Origin of the sequence: Gordonia sp. i37, assembly GCF_002043085.1 — a bacterium.
Lineage (GTDB): Bacteria > Actinomycetota > Actinomycetes > Mycobacteriales > Mycobacteriaceae > Gordonia > Gordonia polyisoprenivorans.
In genome coordinates this window covers 1-14,523 of record NZ_MVPX01000450.1, presented here as the reverse complement: position 1 = coordinate 14,523, position 14,523 = coordinate 1, and the positions used below count along the sequence as shown (strand labels likewise).

The 14,523-nt window shown below is 67.4% G+C and carries 14 protein-coding genes; 8 read left to right on the top strand and 6 right to left on the bottom strand.

Annotated elements, in window-relative coordinates; all coding sequences use genetic code 11:
- Positions 1–3,179: arabinosyltransferase domain-containing protein (locus B1964_RS22235; RefSeq protein ID WP_079931312.1), on the bottom strand; the 3,179-nt coding region annotated here is incomplete at its 3' end.
- A 57-nt stretch (positions 3,180–3,236) separates the two neighbouring features.
- Between B1964_RS22235 and aroQ the strand changes: the two genes are divergently transcribed.
- The 3 genes from aroQ to B1964_RS22220 all read left to right on the top strand — a co-directional run bounded on the left by aroQ (position 3,237) and on the right by B1964_RS22220 (position 4,582).
- Positions 3,237–3,713, top strand: coding sequence for a type II 3-dehydroquinate dehydratase (aroQ, locus tag B1964_RS22230; protein ID WP_079931311.1), 477 nt, complete (start codon positions 3,237–3,239; stop codon positions 3,711–3,713).
- Positions 3,714–3,792: 79 nt separating this feature from the next.
- Positions 3,793–4,245 carry an SRPBCC domain-containing protein gene (locus B1964_RS22225; protein WP_079931310.1) on the top strand — a complete coding sequence of 151 codons (453 nt, stop codon included), beginning with the start codon at positions 3,793–3,795 and terminating at the stop codon, positions 4,243–4,245.
- A complete protein-coding gene (locus tag B1964_RS22220) occupies positions 4,238–4,582 on the top strand; it encodes a metalloregulator ArsR/SmtB family transcription factor (RefSeq protein ID WP_253194121.1) in 345 nt (114 codons plus the stop codon). The genes B1964_RS22225 and B1964_RS22220 overlap by 8 nt, the downstream gene beginning before the upstream one ends.
- Here the strand turns inward: B1964_RS22220 and B1964_RS22215 are convergent.
- Both B1964_RS22215 and B1964_RS22210 read right to left on the bottom strand, forming a co-directional pair.
- Positions 4,579–5,370 (bottom strand): MBL fold metallo-hydrolase, encoded by a 792-nt coding sequence (locus B1964_RS22215; RefSeq protein ID WP_079931309.1) that lies wholly within the window; start codon positions 5,368–5,370, stop codon positions 4,579–4,581. The genes B1964_RS22220 and B1964_RS22215 overlap by 4 nt on opposite strands.
- Positions 5,371–5,374: 4 nt before the next feature.
- Positions 5,375–7,369, bottom strand: a complete 1,995-nt coding sequence (locus B1964_RS22210; protein ID WP_079931308.1) for a galactan 5-O-arabinofuranosyltransferase — start codon at positions 7,367–7,369, stop codon at positions 5,375–5,377.
- Positions 7,370–7,477: 108 nt separating this feature from the next.
- Here B1964_RS22210 and B1964_RS22205 point away from each other — a divergent pair, with 108 nt between their 5' ends.
- From B1964_RS22205 to B1964_RS22195, 3 genes are all read left to right on the top strand, one after another.
- A complete protein-coding gene (locus tag B1964_RS22205) occupies positions 7,478–8,311 on the top strand; it encodes a MerR family transcriptional regulator (protein WP_079931307.1) in 834 nt (277 codons plus the stop codon).
- The gene (locus B1964_RS22200) at positions 8,308–8,613 is read left to right on the top strand and encodes a hypothetical protein (RefSeq protein WP_079931306.1); all 306 of its coding nucleotides are present in this window, start codon (positions 8,308–8,310) and stop codon (positions 8,611–8,613) included. Before B1964_RS22205 ends, B1964_RS22200 begins: the two co-directional genes overlap by 4 nt.
- Positions 8,614–8,764: 151 nt before the next feature.
- A complete protein-coding gene (locus B1964_RS22195) occupies positions 8,765–9,355 on the top strand; it encodes a hypothetical protein (protein ID WP_079931305.1) in 591 nt (196 codons plus the stop codon).
- 19 nt (positions 9,356–9,374) lie between these two features.
- Here B1964_RS22195 and B1964_RS22190 read toward each other — a convergent pair whose 3' ends face one another.
- A complete protein-coding gene (locus tag B1964_RS22190) occupies positions 9,375–9,995 on the bottom strand; it encodes a TetR/AcrR family transcriptional regulator (protein ID WP_079931304.1) in 621 nt (206 codons plus the stop codon).
- A 73-nt stretch (positions 9,996–10,068) separates the two neighbouring features.
- Between B1964_RS22190 and B1964_RS22185 the strand changes: the two genes are divergently transcribed.
- Together B1964_RS22185 and B1964_RS22180 are read left to right on the top strand one after the other, a co-directional pair.
- Positions 10,069–10,698, top strand: coding sequence for an NAD(P)H-dependent oxidoreductase (locus B1964_RS22185; RefSeq protein ID WP_079931303.1), 630 nt, complete (start codon positions 10,069–10,071; stop codon positions 10,696–10,698).
- A gap of 23 nt (positions 10,699–10,721) precedes the next feature.
- Positions 10,722–12,104, top strand: coding sequence for a DHA2 family efflux MFS transporter permease subunit (locus B1964_RS22180; protein WP_253194120.1), 1,383 nt, complete (start codon positions 10,722–10,724; stop codon positions 12,102–12,104).
- Between the two features lies 1 nt (position 12,105).
- On the opposite strand, the gene B1964_RS22175 is transcribed toward B1964_RS22180, so the two are convergent.
- Complete coding sequence (locus B1964_RS22175; RefSeq protein WP_020172658.1) at positions 12,106–12,867, bottom strand: decaprenylphospho-beta-D-erythro-pentofuranosid-2-ulose 2-reductase; 762 nt, start codon at positions 12,865–12,867, stop codon at positions 12,106–12,108.
- Positions 12,868–12,921: 54 nt separating this feature from the next.
- On the bottom strand, positions 12,922–14,364 hold the full coding sequence (locus tag B1964_RS22170; RefSeq protein ID WP_014358514.1) for an FAD-binding oxidoreductase: 1,443 nt from the start codon (positions 14,362–14,364) through the stop codon (positions 12,922–12,924).
- Positions 14,365–14,523: the final 159 nt, after the last annotated feature.

The window sequence follows — 14,523 nt, the reverse complement described above, 5'->3', positions numbered from 1 at the left end:
GGTTCGAGCAGTACCTGCTCCCAGCCGATCGGGCCGCCGCCGAAGGCGTCCTGCCATGCAGAGACCGCCGCGGACAGATCCGCGCCGGGCTCGATGCGCCACTGCGGTAGTTCGGCGACACCGTCGTGGTGGGTGAACGGCCGCTGGCACGGGAACACCAACCCTGAGGTCCAGTCGACGTGCACCGGGGCGGTGGACCCGACGACGTCCTGCAGGGTCCGCATCTGCGGCAGGCGCGGCGGCGTGACGATGATGTAGCGATCCGAGGCGAGGTTGTCGTCGGTGGCGACGATGCGGACCGCGGTGATGTTGTCGGGCAGATCCGCGGTGGGTACCCGCACGTTGCGCCACGAGGGCATGGGTCCGGGGTCGATCATGTTCACCGATCCGGTCGCCGACAGGTCGGCATCGCGGGTGGTCGACCCGATCTTGCCGGTGGTGTACTCCAGTACCAGATCCTGCGGATTGTCGAACTGCCCGGCGATGGAGAAGGTCACCAGCGGGTGATCCCGATAGTCCGTCGGCAGCGTGTACCAGCCCGAGGTCAGGTGCGCAGGTGTCTGGTCATCCTTCGAATAGCTCCCCAACACCGGGGTTTTCGACGGATCGAGTTCGAAGGGTAGGGCGGCGTGGCTGCCGTTGACACCCGGCGTGGTCTCCTCACCACCACCGGTGCCACCGGCGTTGGCGATCAACACATCGGGGTCGGCCGCGGCGTCTCCGGCGAGCACTCCGAGTGCGCCCGCAGGGGTTTTGGTATCGAGTTCCTCGGGCACGGCGTCGGGGCCGAAGCCGCTCGTCGCCGGCTCCGTCGACGACGCCGGCTGGGTCGCGGGGCCGGCGAGCGGATCGGTGAGTGTCTTGTCGACCGGCGACAATTCGTAGTTGCTGGGGTTCTCCTCCACCCAGATCTTGTCGGCCATGCCGCACTGCTTGCCCGCGAGCGCTTCGAGGTTGGAGCGGGGTACCGAGTACGAATCACTTTGGTGGATACCGGCGAACGCGGCGGTGACGAGCTCGAAGACCACCACCAGTGCGGCCACCCAGGCCAGCGGGGCCCCGGCGAGGGAGTGCCAAGTGCGCCGATACCAGGGATGCTTCTCGGACTTCCACTGGTCGTCCGGTTCGGCGTCGGGATCGGTGCCGGTGAACGGTTCACGGAAGTGGAACCACAACGCCAGCAACAACAACAGCAGTGCGATCGCCAGGAACAACGTGCCCAGACGCACGACGATGGTCGGCTGATCGACGCCCCACGGCATTCCCCATGCCGAGGAGTAGTAGTACGAGTTGGGGCTGGCGAACGCGAGTCCGACGATGAAGAACACGAGCGCCGCGTACAGCGTGCGGTTGCGGCGCGAATGCATCGCGCTCTGGCTGGCGGCGATCGCGGCGATGGCGGCCAATGCCGCTGCGAGACCGGCGAACACGCCGAAGTGGTGGGTCCACTTGGTGGGCGTGAACATCAGGAAGACCAACGACGCAAACGTGATTCCGACGATTCGTCGGGTCGGACCGATCGCGGTGCCGGGGATGCGGGACTTGCGGATCAGCACCGCCGCCGAGACGACCATCCCGAGGATCATCGCCAGCACGGCGAAGCGTCGGGCGATGGAGCCGTCCGCGGAGAACGCGAACAGTGAAGAGTAGCGGTCGATCTCGTTGTACCAGTGCAGCGACGGCCCGAGCGCCGACTTCATCTTCGACGAATCCAGGAAGGAACGCAGCGTCAGATTCGAGAAGACCACGAAGATGACGAAGGTTCCCGCCGCGAGTATCGGGGCGAGCAACGCGAGGAACGATCGCCACCCGTTGCCGATCACGCGGGCCCGCTTGATGAGCGCAAGGATCATCGGTCTGGCGCCGGCGATCAACGCGGCGACGGCCAGCAATCCGGTCGGTCCGGCGGCAAGGCTGAATGCGCCGAACAAACACGCCAGCGCCGCGGGCAGCAGCCGGCCCGTCGCGATCGACCGCTCGACCGAGCACCAGGTGAGCAGCGCGCCGAGACAGATGATGGGCTCGGGACGAAGACCGTTGTTGAACGGGAACCACGACGCAAGGAACACGAAGGCCGCGGTCCACGCGACGCCAGGCCGGGTGATGGCCGCCCGGCCCAACCGCGGCAGCACCTCGTGGCTGATGATCAGCCACGACACCACGCCGCACAGCAGGGCGGGTAGCCGCATCCACGGACTGGCCACCGACACGTGGCTGAGCAGTCCGAAGGCCTCGTAGTACCAGCCGAAGGGCGCCTCGGGAGCGCCGTACCAGCGGAAGTAGTTGGCGGTGTACTCACTGTTCTGCGCAACGCGGGCCATCGTCATCAGATAGCCGTCGTCGGAGGTGTTGGGCCCGATGAAGTGCCACACCAGCAGCGCGATCAACACCACGTAGTCGCGAACATTGAGACGCCACCAGCGCGCCGGGAAGATCCGACGGTGCTTGCGCTCGTCGGTCGAATCCAGCGCGGCCAGAGCCATCAACGACAGCAGGGTGCACACGATGCCGACGATCAGGACCAACCACTTGAGGATCGTCGGTGTGGAGGTGTAGCGGGAGTCGATGGTGACGTGGGCGTGCAGGCCGGGCAGCGACGCGGCCGGCCCGGTCAGATCGGTGAACAGGCCGGTGACCTGCGGGCGCTGATCGGAGGTGTAGAGGTCGCGGTCGCTGGTCGTGCCCGACAGTGACTCGCCCTTGTCGTTGGTCATCCCGACGAATTCGGCGGTCACCTCGTCGGAGTCGGCGTGCACGACGATGTCGCGGCAGCTCTGTGTATTGATCTGCGCGACGGTTGCCGACACCAGCGGCACGTTGCGATTGACGACCTCGACGGTCTGCTTGTCGGCCGGATCGGTCGCGGCGCCGGTCTTCCGGATGAACAGGCCACGCTCGGGTGACTTCTCGGCCCCCTTGGGCGTCGTCGACAACAGCACCGACTGCCCGCCGCGCAGTTCGCCGACCGCCGAACACGGCACGCTGACGTCGAGGTCGATCGGGACGTAGCTGATCAGGGGTGCGGTAACCGAATTGATCTGACCGTCCTGCGGCCAGGTGATCTGCGCGGTGGTCTGGTTGACCGGCATGAACGGCGTCGCGAGCGCGAGAAAGAGGCCGAGCAGGCCCGTGATGATTGCTACGAGCTTCGCTCGCCCGACCGTCAACGCTGCTGGCACAAAGAGTGATGGTAGTGGGTGGCCTGTGCGCGCCGAGACCGCACTAGGCTGACGCTCATGTCGACCGATTCCGCCTCTGACGCGCAACGACTGCCGATCCTGCTGCTCAACGGGCCCAACCTCAACACCCTCGGTTTGCGGCAACCGGACATCTACGGCGCCGACACCCTCGCCGACGTCGTCGCCCTCGCCGAGCGCACGGCCGCCGACGTGGGATTCGGGTTACGGGCCGCGCAGACCAACCATGAGGGCGAGATGATCGACTGGATTCACGAGGCGCGCGGTCAGGTGTCGGGCATCGTGATCAATCCGGCCGGCTGGACCCACACGTCGGTGGCGCTGGCCGATGCGCTGGTGATCCCCGAGGTGCCGATCATGGAGGTGCACATCAGCAACGTGCACAAGCGGGAGGCCTTCCGACATCACTCCTACGTCTCGCCGCTCGCGGCGGGGATCATCGTCGGCTACGGCATCCGCGGCTACGAGTTCGCCATCCGACGGCTGGCCGAGATCGTCGACGCCGACCGACCCTGACTGCAACCCAGGGGTTGCGCGTCCGGATCATTGGTGCAACTATCGAGTTGCACATAATCCTCCGGCGAAAGGCCCTCTCATGACCACCACCGACCTCGACCGCATCGAGCACCAGGTCCTCATCGACGCGCCCGTGCAACGGGTCTGGGATCTCGTCAGCGAACCCGGCTGGTACATCAACGACAAGACCCTCACCGAGCATCGGATCGAGACCCGCGACGGCATCACCACCGTCGTCGACCCGGTGCAGGGCAGTTTCTCGATGCGGATCGTCGAACTCGACGAGCCCCGCTACGCCGCATTCCGCTGGCTCATCGACGCCGACGATCCGTCGAGCACCTTCACGCTCGTCGAATTCTGGCTCACTCCCACCGATTCCGGTGTCGAGGTGAAGGTTGCCGAGAGTGGGTTCGCCTCGCTCGACGAGTCCGATGTCAATCGCCGGTCGCGGCTGGAGGATCACACCGAGGGTTGGCGATTCGAACTCGAGTTGGCCAGAGCCGCTCTCACCGAGGAACATTCGCGTGCCTGACCAGAGTTCCACCCGCCCGGCGCCGGTCGAGGTGTTCGCGGCGCTCGCCGACGACACCCGCTGGCAGGTGCTCGTCGAACTCGGCCGGCGCCCGGCGTCGGCGTCGGCGCTGGCCACCCAACTCCCGATCTCGCGGCAGGGCATCGCCAAACACCTCAAGGTGCTCACCGACGCGGGGCTCGTCGAGCCGGTCAAGGTGGGCCGCGAGGTGCGCTACGAGGCCGTCGGCGCACGGCTCTCCGAGGTGGCTCGCAGCCTCGAGGTGATCGCCCGCGGATGGGAGCGCCGCCTGACGACGATCAAGGAGCTCGCCGAAGGTGGCTCCGACAATCCCTAGCGCGACAACCTCTGGCGCGACAACGCCTCTCGTGCCATCTCGGCCACCGAGCCGTCGACACGCGGCCCATGGCCGGGGAACAGCACCGTCGCATCGAGTGTCGTGAACGCCTCGACGCTGCGCCGGGCGGCGGCCACGTCGTGCTGGAAAACGTCGGGGATGCACTGGCAGCCAGAGACTCCCGAGATCGGGTGATCACTGACCAGTGCATCCCCGGACACCAGTACCGCCCCGTCGGCGACGAGGTAGGCGCTGTGACCGTCGGTGTGCCCGTGCGACGCCACCGGCACCGGCGCGCCCGGCAGATCGAGCGGACGCGGCAGATCCGAGGTGTGAGCAAAGGGCTGTGTCGTCCCGATGCCCTTGCGGCTCAACACACCCAGCGGCACGACCTCGGCCAGCCAGCGCCAGACGCGCGGCCGATGGGCGACCGATGCGATGGCGGCCGGCGACGCCTGCTGCAAGTAGTCGCGGCGGGCGTGGCCCACCTCGTCCGGGTCGGCGAAAACCGGAAAGCCATGACGCGCGGCCAGACTCACCAGCCCGCCGATGTGATCGACGTGGGCATGGGTGAGCAGTGCACCCCGGATGTCGGACGGGCTCGCACCGACCTTCGTGATCGACTCCTCGACCAGGGCCGCCTGACGCGGATACCCGCCATCGATCAGGGTCACTCCGGAATCATCCTGCAGAACAACCCAGTTGACGGCTGCCGTGCCGACGAACCAAGCGGTCGACGACGCGCCGTCGACCCGGCTGATCACCATCTTCTCGGCCGGCATGATCATGGCCTCACCTCCGCACGACCAGCACGAAGGGCCCGACCTCGGTGACCTCGAACCGTGGGTCGGCGAAGGCCTTGGGGTCGAAGGTGACCGTGTAGCGCTTGACGTTCGGGTCGTTGGGGTAGACGTCCTGCGCCAGCCGCAGCGTGTATCCGCCCGCGGAATAGCGGAACAGGAAGACGTTGGGCGCCCGCCATGGCGAATGCTCGAGCTGGTCGATCATCTCGTCGGGAGTCGTTGCCTGCGTCCACTTCTCGATGGTCGCGGCGCGCTTGTCGAACTCGGCGAGCGGATTGGCGTAATGCGAGGTCAGCCCTTGGAATCCCCAGTACGGGTAGACCGAGAGGAAGCCGTAGTCGGCGGTGAGCACCACGTTGTCGGTGGCCGGTCGCCCGGTCTGCTCGGTGATGAGCCGATCGATCTGCGGGAAGAACGATTCGGCGCCTGACGGACGCTGGTCGGCGCGCTGCCCGAAGCCGTCGGTGTCGGTGTAGGCGGTGTTGATCTCGTTGGAGAGATAGTCCGGAATCCCTTGCGCCATGGCCGCGGCCGCGATCGCCGCCACCACACCGATGACGACCCGGATGTCGCCGAAGCGCCCGACCGCCCAGCGCGAGAGATCGACGACGCCCAGCACGCCAGCGGCGGCGAGCACCGCGATCAGGATCGGCTCGAGGCGGAAGGAGAGCAGGGTGGAGCCGGTGGCGGTGCGCAGCATCGACAACAGGCAGAACAGGTAGATGCCGACGACGGTGATCCCGAAAGTCAGTGCCACCGTCCGCTGCCGGAACCGCAGCAGAATCCACAGCAGTCCGATCATCGTGATCGCGCCGGTCAGACTCAACTCGAACATCGGCAGCGGCAGCACCGACCCGCGACCGGGAAGATAGTGCTCGGCGGTGCCCCCGCTCGACGGTTCGTTGCGCAGCCGCGCCAGCAGATACGGCGTCCACACCAGCAGCGCGATCAGACCCGAGATCACCGCCATGACGATCAGCCGCACCGCCACCGCGATGACCAGGCTCCGCCTGGCCGCGGAAACCGCCTGTGCGGCAACGGCCTTGTTCGCCACCCCACGCCAACCGACGACGATCACCACCAGCGCCATGAGGACCGCAACCCCGGCGAACAGTCCGGCATAGAGCGTGTAGGAAGCGGCGCACAGTCCGAGGAACGCCCCGCCCGCGACGACCGCCCACCAACTGGTCCCCGAACGCAGCCGCCCTGATGGGCCGTCGGCGAGACGCCCGCGTCCGCGCAACCCGTACATCATCGGGATCAGCAGTGGGATGCCGATCAGGATCAGCACCGCCGCATACGGTTCGGGGGAGGCCTGCATCAGGGTGGTCACCGTGACCGCCAATGCGACCGCCACGCCCCGGTCGGCGCCGAGCATCCGGTTCCACAGCACCACGCCGATCGCGGCGGCCACCGCGATCGTCAGGATCGCCCACGGCTTGTAGGCCTCCCATCCGGGCTGGCCCATCGCGTTGGCGAATCGCCCACCCCACCAGAACCAGCCGGCCGGGTAGTACGGCGGCAGGTCGACGTAGGTCATGTCCGCCAGATGCGGGCTCGAGGTCATGCGGGTCAGGTACTCGGTGCGGAACTGCTGATCGACCGAGAGGCCGAACAGGTAGAGCCGGGTCGCGCCGAGCGGCATGCCGAGGGTGGCGGTGACCAGCCCGGCGACGCCGACCGTGGACACCAGCGTGGTCAGCCATCGCGAGCGGCCGTAGCGATACAGGATCGCCGCGCCCACGAGCAGCAGCACCGCGATCACCTGACCGACGGTGGTCAACGCGCGCGTGACGTTCGACGAATTGAACGCGGGCCACTGGACGGCGTCGATCACCTTGAGTCCGACCATTGCGACGACTCCGCCGATCACGACGGCCACGACCAGTTCGATCACGGTGATGACGTGCGGATTCGCGTGGCGACGGGCCGCGGCCGCGGGCGGTCGGGGGGCGTCGGTGGCCGGGCTCTGCGTTGACGTCACGCCACCAGTTCTAGCAGTAGCGCCGGTACCCGGACGCCGACGGCGTCGGTAAATGCTCACTGTCGAGGCTTGCATCGGACGCGGCGTCAGCTTCTAGTCTTCGTATCCATGGCGACCACCCGCACGAGCACCACCGGTTCGACGCCCCCCGGCGCAAGTGAGCACGGTTGGCGGGTCGGTGAACTCGCCGAGCTGACCGGCGTCACGGTGCGGACGTTGCGGCATTACGACCAGTCCGGATTGCTGCAACCCTCCGGGCGGACCTCGCGCGGGCACCGGCTTTACGACCCCGACAACGTCGCACGGTTGTACCGAATCCTGGCGCTGCGGCGGCTGCGGTTCGGGCTCGCCGACATCCGGGCCCTGCTCGACGATCCCGAGTGGGACATGGCGGAGATGGTGTCGCGCCACGCCGCGGAGACAGAGCGTGCCCTTGCGGCCACCGCACGGCTCAGCACACACCTGCGGGCGATCACGCGCGTGATCGACAGCTCCGGACAGGCGTCGTCCGACGACCTGTTCACCATCATGGAGGAGATGACCATGCTCGATTCACCGGTTCGCGGCACCACCACGCTGCTCGTCTACGACGACCTGCCTGCGGCACACGCCTTTCTGATCGAGACGTTCGGACTGACCGGGGGGCCGATCGAACGCTCCCCGGACGGGACGGCGGTACACGCCGAGGTCTACGCCGGAGACCAGGCGTTGTGGTTACACCCCAGTGGTGAGGGCTACCGATCCCCGCGCGAGCTCGGTGCGGTCAGCAGCATGGTCGTCATCGCCGTCGACGACGTCGACGCGCACCACGAGCGGGCCCGCGAATACGGCGCGACGATCGTCGCGGAACCGACCGACCAGCCCTATGGCGTGCGCGAATACGGCGTGCGAGACCTCGAGGGGCACCTCTGGTACTTCCACACCCCGCTGGAGGGCCCGTGACCGCCGAGAGCGTTGTCCGCGACCTCGCGCTCGCCCTCCCCGATGTGGTCGAGCGTGACCACCACGGCTTCCCGTCGTTCCGGTTCGGCGGCAGGATCATCGCCCCCCTGCCGACGTCGAATCGGTTGCGCGTCATGCTCGATGAGCACGGCATCCGTTCGGAGGCGGTGAGTCATCCCGACTCCTGTCGCGAGTTCTATTGGGGTAAAAAGCTTTCCGCTCTCGAGGTCGATCTCGACGTCGCCGACGACGCGCTCGTCGACGACCTGCTCCATCAGGCGTGGGAGCGGCGCGCGCCCTGAGGGTCCACGCCGCCGGGTCCCGCGTGGTCGGTCAACCGGCCGACCACGGTAACCGGCCTGGTCATGACGGCGATCACATCCTTGTCCGCAACTTTGCTCGGCCAAGGAACAGGGGTTCGTCATGCGCCACCGTTGGGTGTGGGTAGGAGTCGTGGCCGCCGTGGCGGCCTTACCGCTGGTGACCGGGTGTGCCGACACCGGCACCGGGTCGTCGGCGTCGAGTGTGGTCACCGTGACCGCGACACAGACCACGCGTGCGTCGGCACCGGTGACCGGTACCGTCGCGACCAGCACCATCGCCACCGGTCCGGTCGACACCACCACCGGGGACGCGCCGGCGTCTCCCGTCGGCACCCGACCGCCGACCACCACCCCCCTTCCGCCGGGTCACGGCATCGGTGCGTCGGCCTACCTCGGAGCCTGGCAGCGTCACGAGAGTTCGTTGACGTTCAACGGCGACCACACCACCGGGTCGGTGTTCTTGGGTGCCAACGCCGTCGACGGCGAGAAATGGGGATTCACCTGGACCATCGACCGGGGCGTGATCACCGCGACGTTCACCGGGTTGATCGAGAGGTCGGGCGCCGGCGTCGGCGGTATGGCCACCGGCCAGACGTTCACCGCAACGCCGACAGTCGATTCCGCGGGCACGGAGATCCTGGTCACGGCGGGTCTCGGTGAAACCGGCTCGGAGTTGACGTGGTGCCGCTCAGGTCACGGATCACCCGGCTGCGGCGCCTGATCGCGCAGATGTCTGTCTGCTAGGTCTGTGTCTCACCCGGCGGCCGAGCGGCGTAGGCCGCGAGGAACGTGCGGACCCCGGCACGGATGACGGTGTCCGGGTCGCCCGGACCGCGGACTGCCGGGAGTTCCTGCACGCTCCCCGCGGTGAGCATGATCAGCTGCAGCGCGGCGATGTCGGCGTCGTCGATGGCGAACATGCCGGCATCGGCGTGACGACGGAGGTGCTCGGCGATCGCATGTCGGACCCGCATCGGCCCGGCGTCGCGCCAGGCACGCAACGTCTCCGGCGCGATGTGCGCGGCGTCGGCGTTGATCTGGCGGACCATCGCGAAATGGGTCTCCACCGCAGGATCCGTCGTCGACCATTGGCGACCGAAGGCGATCAGATCTGCTTCCGGCTCGACGATCCGGCCCAGGAGGCGGTCGGCCGTGGCGATCTGCAGTTCGGCAACCCGTGTGGCGCTGTCCAGGATCACCGCTTTGAACAGTGATTCCTTGTCGCCGTACTGGTTGTAGATGGTCCTCGTCGAGACCCCGGACTCGGCTGCGAGGTCGGTGATGCTCGCGCGGCTGTAACCATCACGGGCGAAGACGCGTAGCGCCCCGTCGAGAAGCGCCCGCTGCTTGTCTGCTCGCATCGCAACATGGTCCCACCGATCGAAAGTGCAATCAACATTGCACTAAGTGCAATGATCGTTGTACTTTGGGGTCATGACATCACCACTCTCCACACAGCAGTCGGACTCGGAACCGCTACGCCTGGCAGTTCTCGTCGGGAGCACGCGCCCGGGACGACGGTCGTATCTGGTCGCCGAATGGGCGGCGTATCTCGCTCGCGAGGCGCTGACCGGTCGTGCCGAGGTGTCGATCATCGACATCGCCGAGTTCGACCTGCCCCTCCTCGACGAGCCGCAACCCGCAGCGATCGGTGACTATCGGCACGACCACACCCGACGGTGGGCCGACGCGATCGCCGCGGCGGACGGGTTCATCATCGTCACCCCCGAGTACAACCACTCGCTGACCCCGGCGCTGAAGAATGCGATCGACTATCTGTACGCCGAATGGCACGACAAGGCTGCAGGTTTCGTGAGCTTCGGGCTCAACGGCGGGGTCCGGGCGGTCGAACATCTGCGGCTGACCCTGGCCGAGGTGAAGGTGGCGTGTGTGCGCAGCCAGGTCGCCCTCGATCTGTTCACCGACTTCGCCTTCGACGACATCTCCGAGCCCGGAACGGTGCAGCCCGGCGAGCGGCACGTCCGCCTCTTCGAGCGCATGCTCGACGAACTCCTCCAGTGGTCGCTGGCCCTGCGCCCGCTGCGTGCGCCGGCGCTGGCATGAGACGCGGGTCAGACGGTGCGGCAATGCTTTCCGACTCCCGGCTCGACCGACGAACGAGGCGCCTGTGCGGGGTGATCGTGCTCGGTGCGTTCGCCACCGGCCTCGATGTGTCGGTGGTCAACGTCGGCCTGGCCGACATCGGTGCCGATCTCGGTGCGCCGCTGTCGCAGACGCAGTGGGTCGCGACCGCTTACCTTCTGGCACTGGCACTCTCGTTGCCGGTGGCCGGCTGGCTGGCCCGTCGCCACGGCACCGGCGTGATCTGGTTGAACGCGCTGGCCGCCTTCACGGTGGCATCGGCGCTGTGCGCCCTGGCGCCCGGCATCGGCCTGCTCATCGCCGCGAGAGTGCTGCAGGGGCTCGCCGGTGGGGTGTTGATTCCCGCGGGTCAGACGATCCTCGGTCAAGCGGTCGGGCCCGAGCGGCTCGGCCGCGTGATGGGTGCCCTGGGGATCGTGGTGGGTGCCGCACCGGCCCTCGGCCCGTTCGTGGGTGGGCTGATCCTGACGGGATTGTCGTGGCATTGGTTGTTCGTGATCAACCTCCCGATCGGCGTGGTCGGGGTTGTGTTGGGGCGCAGGATGATTCCCCATGGAGTGGCCACACCGGCGGTTCGCCTGCACCGGTCCGGGGTGATTCTCGCGACGGCGGGTCTGCCCTTGGTGATGTTCGGGATGACGCAGTGGGGCGACGCCGGGAAGCTGACGCCGACCGTCGGTGCCGCGCTCGCCGCCGGGGTGGTGATCCTGGTGGCCTTCGTCGTTGTCAGTCGCCGCGCCGAGAATCCGTTGATGGATCTGTCGCTCTACGGCGTGCGGGGCTTCCGGGTGGGCAGCGTCGCCGCATTGTTCTCCGGCGCCCTGGTCTTCGGCAGCGGACTGGTGTTCACGCTGTACTTCCAATTGGCCCGAGACCTCGATGCGCTGGCCACGGGACTCAACCTGCTCGGCGCCGCACTGGCGACCGCGGTGTGCGCGCCGTTCACCGGTCGCTGGATCGATCGATACGGTCCCGGGCCGGTCGCGCTGGCAGGCGGATTCCTTGCGATGGTCGGCAGTGGCGCGTTGACGGTGTTGCCGACGACCGCGCCGCTGGTCGTCGTGCAGCCCCTGCTCGTGGTGTTCGGTGCGGCCGTCTCGCTCACCGCGATGCCGGCCGGCGTGGCCGCGTACAAGGCGGTGCGCACCGATCAGCTTCCCGACGGGGTCACGCAGGTCAACGTGCTGCAACGGGTGGGTGGTTCGTTCGGCGGCGCGATCTTCGCCGTGCTCATCGCGACGCGAGTAGCCGACCCGCAGAACGCATTTCAGGTCGCCTTCGGCGCCTTGCTGGTGGTGTCGGGGTGCGCCGCGGTGGCAGGCTGGTACTTGATGCGGGCCACCGCGACCCGACGAGCCGACCCGTGAACTACACCGGCAGCTTGCGGAACACCTTCCGCGGCACGTGGCGCAGCCCCATCATGATGAACCGGAACGGCCCTGGCACCCAGATGATCTCCTTGTGGGCGTCGACGCCGGCGACGACGGCGCGTGCGACGTCCTCCTTGTTGACCGTGAGCGGAGCCTCGGCAACATTCGCCGACAGCCGCGTGCGGACCTGGCCGGGCCGAACCACCAGCACGTGGGCACCGGACGGGGCGAGCGCCTCACCGAGACCGAGGTAGAACCCGTCGAGTCCGGCCTTGGACGAGCCGTAGAGGAAGTTGGAGCGCCGAACCCGTTCGCCGGCAACCGAACTCATGGCGACGATCTGGCCGTGGCCCTGTTGCTTGAACTTCTCGCCGAGTAGGACGCCGACGCTGACGGCGGCGGTGTAGTTGATCGTCACCTCGGTGACGGCCTTCTTGTGATCCTGCCAGACGGCCTCGTCGTCGAACTGCACGCCCGCCGCCACGATCGCCAGGTCGATGTCGCCGCCGGCGAAGGCCTTGTCGATGACCTCGGGGTGGGTCTCGGGCTTCAGAGCGTCGAAGTCGATCACCTCGACCTCGGTGGCGCCGGCCGACTTCACGGTGGTGACGGCGGCGTCGGCGGCCGGGTCACCGGGCACCACGGCCAAGACGACGCGTGCCGGGCCGCGCTTGAGGAATTCACCCGCGATCGCCAGTCCGATCTCGGAACTGCCACCGAGGACGAGGATGGATTGCGGGGCGCCAACGGCGTTGAACATGAACGAATCTCTCTGGTGTCGACAGCTACGGAAAGCTGTTGTGGGGGAGTGGGATCAGGCGAGTTCGAGGCGGCGCGCCATGTCGGACATGAACACACCGTTCGGGTCGATCGCCCGCCGGGTCGCGATCCACGAATCGATCTCGGGATACATCTTGTGGAAGCTCTCGGCAGAGGTCCGCGAATCCTTGGCGGTGTAGAGGCGTCCGCCCATCTCCATCACGCGGCGGTCGAGGTCGTTGAGGAACTCGGCGAGCCCCTTGCGCAGCGGGAAGTCGAGGCAGACGTTCCAGCCCCGGAACGGGAAGCTCAACGGCGCGCGGTTGCCGTCGCCGAACAGCTTGATCACGTTGAGGAAGCTGACGTGCCCCGACGCCTGGATGTCGGTGATGATCTTCTTGAACTCGGCCTCGTTGCCCGTCGGCACGATGAACTGGTATTGGGTGAAGCCACCGCCACGCGGGTAGCCGCCGCCGCGGCCATAGGCGTTGTTCCACTCCGCGATCAGATCCAGCGGGTGATAGAACTGCGGCAGGCTCTCGATGATGTTGCGTTTGTTGGAGCCGAGCCGGTAGTAGAACTCTCCCACCAGCGAGAAGTCGAGCTTGTTGTCGAGGTAGCGCGGGAAGATGTTCGGCAGGGTGATCAGCGGCTTCGGGTCGAATTTCAGCGGGTCGCGCTTGAGTTTGTCCGGAAGCTGATCGAGGGTGGCGAGGTTACCGCGGCTGAAGCTGCCGCGGCCGAGCTTCGGCGGTCCGCTGATGGTGTCGAACCAGCCCGACGCGTACTCGAAACCGTCCTCGTAGCGCTGCCCGAGATGCAGGTCGATCGTCTCGTCGAGGCTGTTGGTGGTGAAGGTGTCGGCGTAGAAGTACGCGGTCTCGGTGCGCTTGAGCGCGATCTTGGCGCGCAGCACGATGCCGGTCAGGCCGATCCCTGCAATCGTCGCCCAGAAGATGCTGCCATCGGGATCGTCGGACGAACCGTCGGGGGTGAGCGTCAGAATCCGACCGTCGGCGACGAGCAACTGCATCTCGGTGAGGTGATCACCGAAACTGCCCATGCTGTGATGGTTCTTGCCGTGGATGTCATGCGCGATGGCCCCACCGATGGTCACCTGTCGGGTCCCCGGCATCACCGGCACCCAGAAGCCACGTGGCACGACCACCTTCATCAGGTGATCGATCGACAATCCCGCGTCGACGTCGACGATCCCGGTCTCCTCGTCGAGGGAGTGGATGCGCGTCAGCGGCGTCATGTCGATGGTCAGGCCGCCGGAGTTCTGGCCCGACTCGTTGTAGGAGCGGCCGAGCCCGCGGGCGATCACGCCACGCTTGAGGTAGTCGGGTTTGTCGGCGTTGTCGTCGGCGACCCGGGCCACTGCCTCGGCGATGACCTCGGGATACGGCGTCGAGAGGACATGCCCTTCGATGGGGGTGGTGCGCGACCATCCGACCAGCGTGCGGGTCGTGATCGGCAGCAATTCTTCAGTAGACATCGGGGTAGAGAGTACCCGCCCGCGCCGACGGGCCGGGCGGGTCGGCGGGCTCGGAGTGCCTCACCAGCCCAGTACGGCCGCCGCCGCATTGCGTCCCGGAATGCCGCTGACCCCGCCACCGCGGCGGGCTCCGGCGCCGCACAGCAGCAGCCGCGGGGG

Coding starts and splice junctions, on each gene's coding strand:
- B1964_RS22185 (WP_079931303.1), top strand. CDS start 10,069: ATGACATCACCACTCTCCACACAGCAGTCGGACTCGGAACCGCTACGC.
- B1964_RS22180 (WP_253194120.1), top strand. CDS start 10,722: ATGCTTTCCGACTCCCGGCTCGACCGACGAACGAGGCGCCTGTGCGGG.
- B1964_RS22225 (WP_079931310.1), top strand. CDS start 3,793: ATGACCACCACCGACCTCGACCGCATCGAGCACCAGGTCCTCATCGAC.
- B1964_RS22175 (WP_020172658.1), bottom strand. CDS start 12,867: ATGTTCAACGCCGTTGGCGCCCCGCAATCCATCCTCGTCCTCGGTGGC.
- B1964_RS22190 (WP_079931304.1), bottom strand. CDS start 9,995: ATGCGAGCAGACAAGCAGCGGGCGCTTCTCGACGGGGCGCTACGCGTC.
- B1964_RS22215 (WP_079931309.1), bottom strand. CDS start 5,370: ATGATCATGCCGGCCGAGAAGATGGTGATCAGCCGGGTCGACGGCGCG.
- B1964_RS22205 (WP_079931307.1), top strand. CDS start 7,478: ATGGCGACCACCCGCACGAGCACCACCGGTTCGACGCCCCCCGGCGCA.
- aroQ (WP_079931311.1), top strand. CDS start 3,237: ATGTCGACCGATTCCGCCTCTGACGCGCAACGACTGCCGATCCTGCTG.
- B1964_RS22170 (WP_014358514.1), bottom strand. CDS start 14,364: ATGTCTACTGAAGAATTGCTGCCGATCACGACCCGCACGCTGGTCGGA.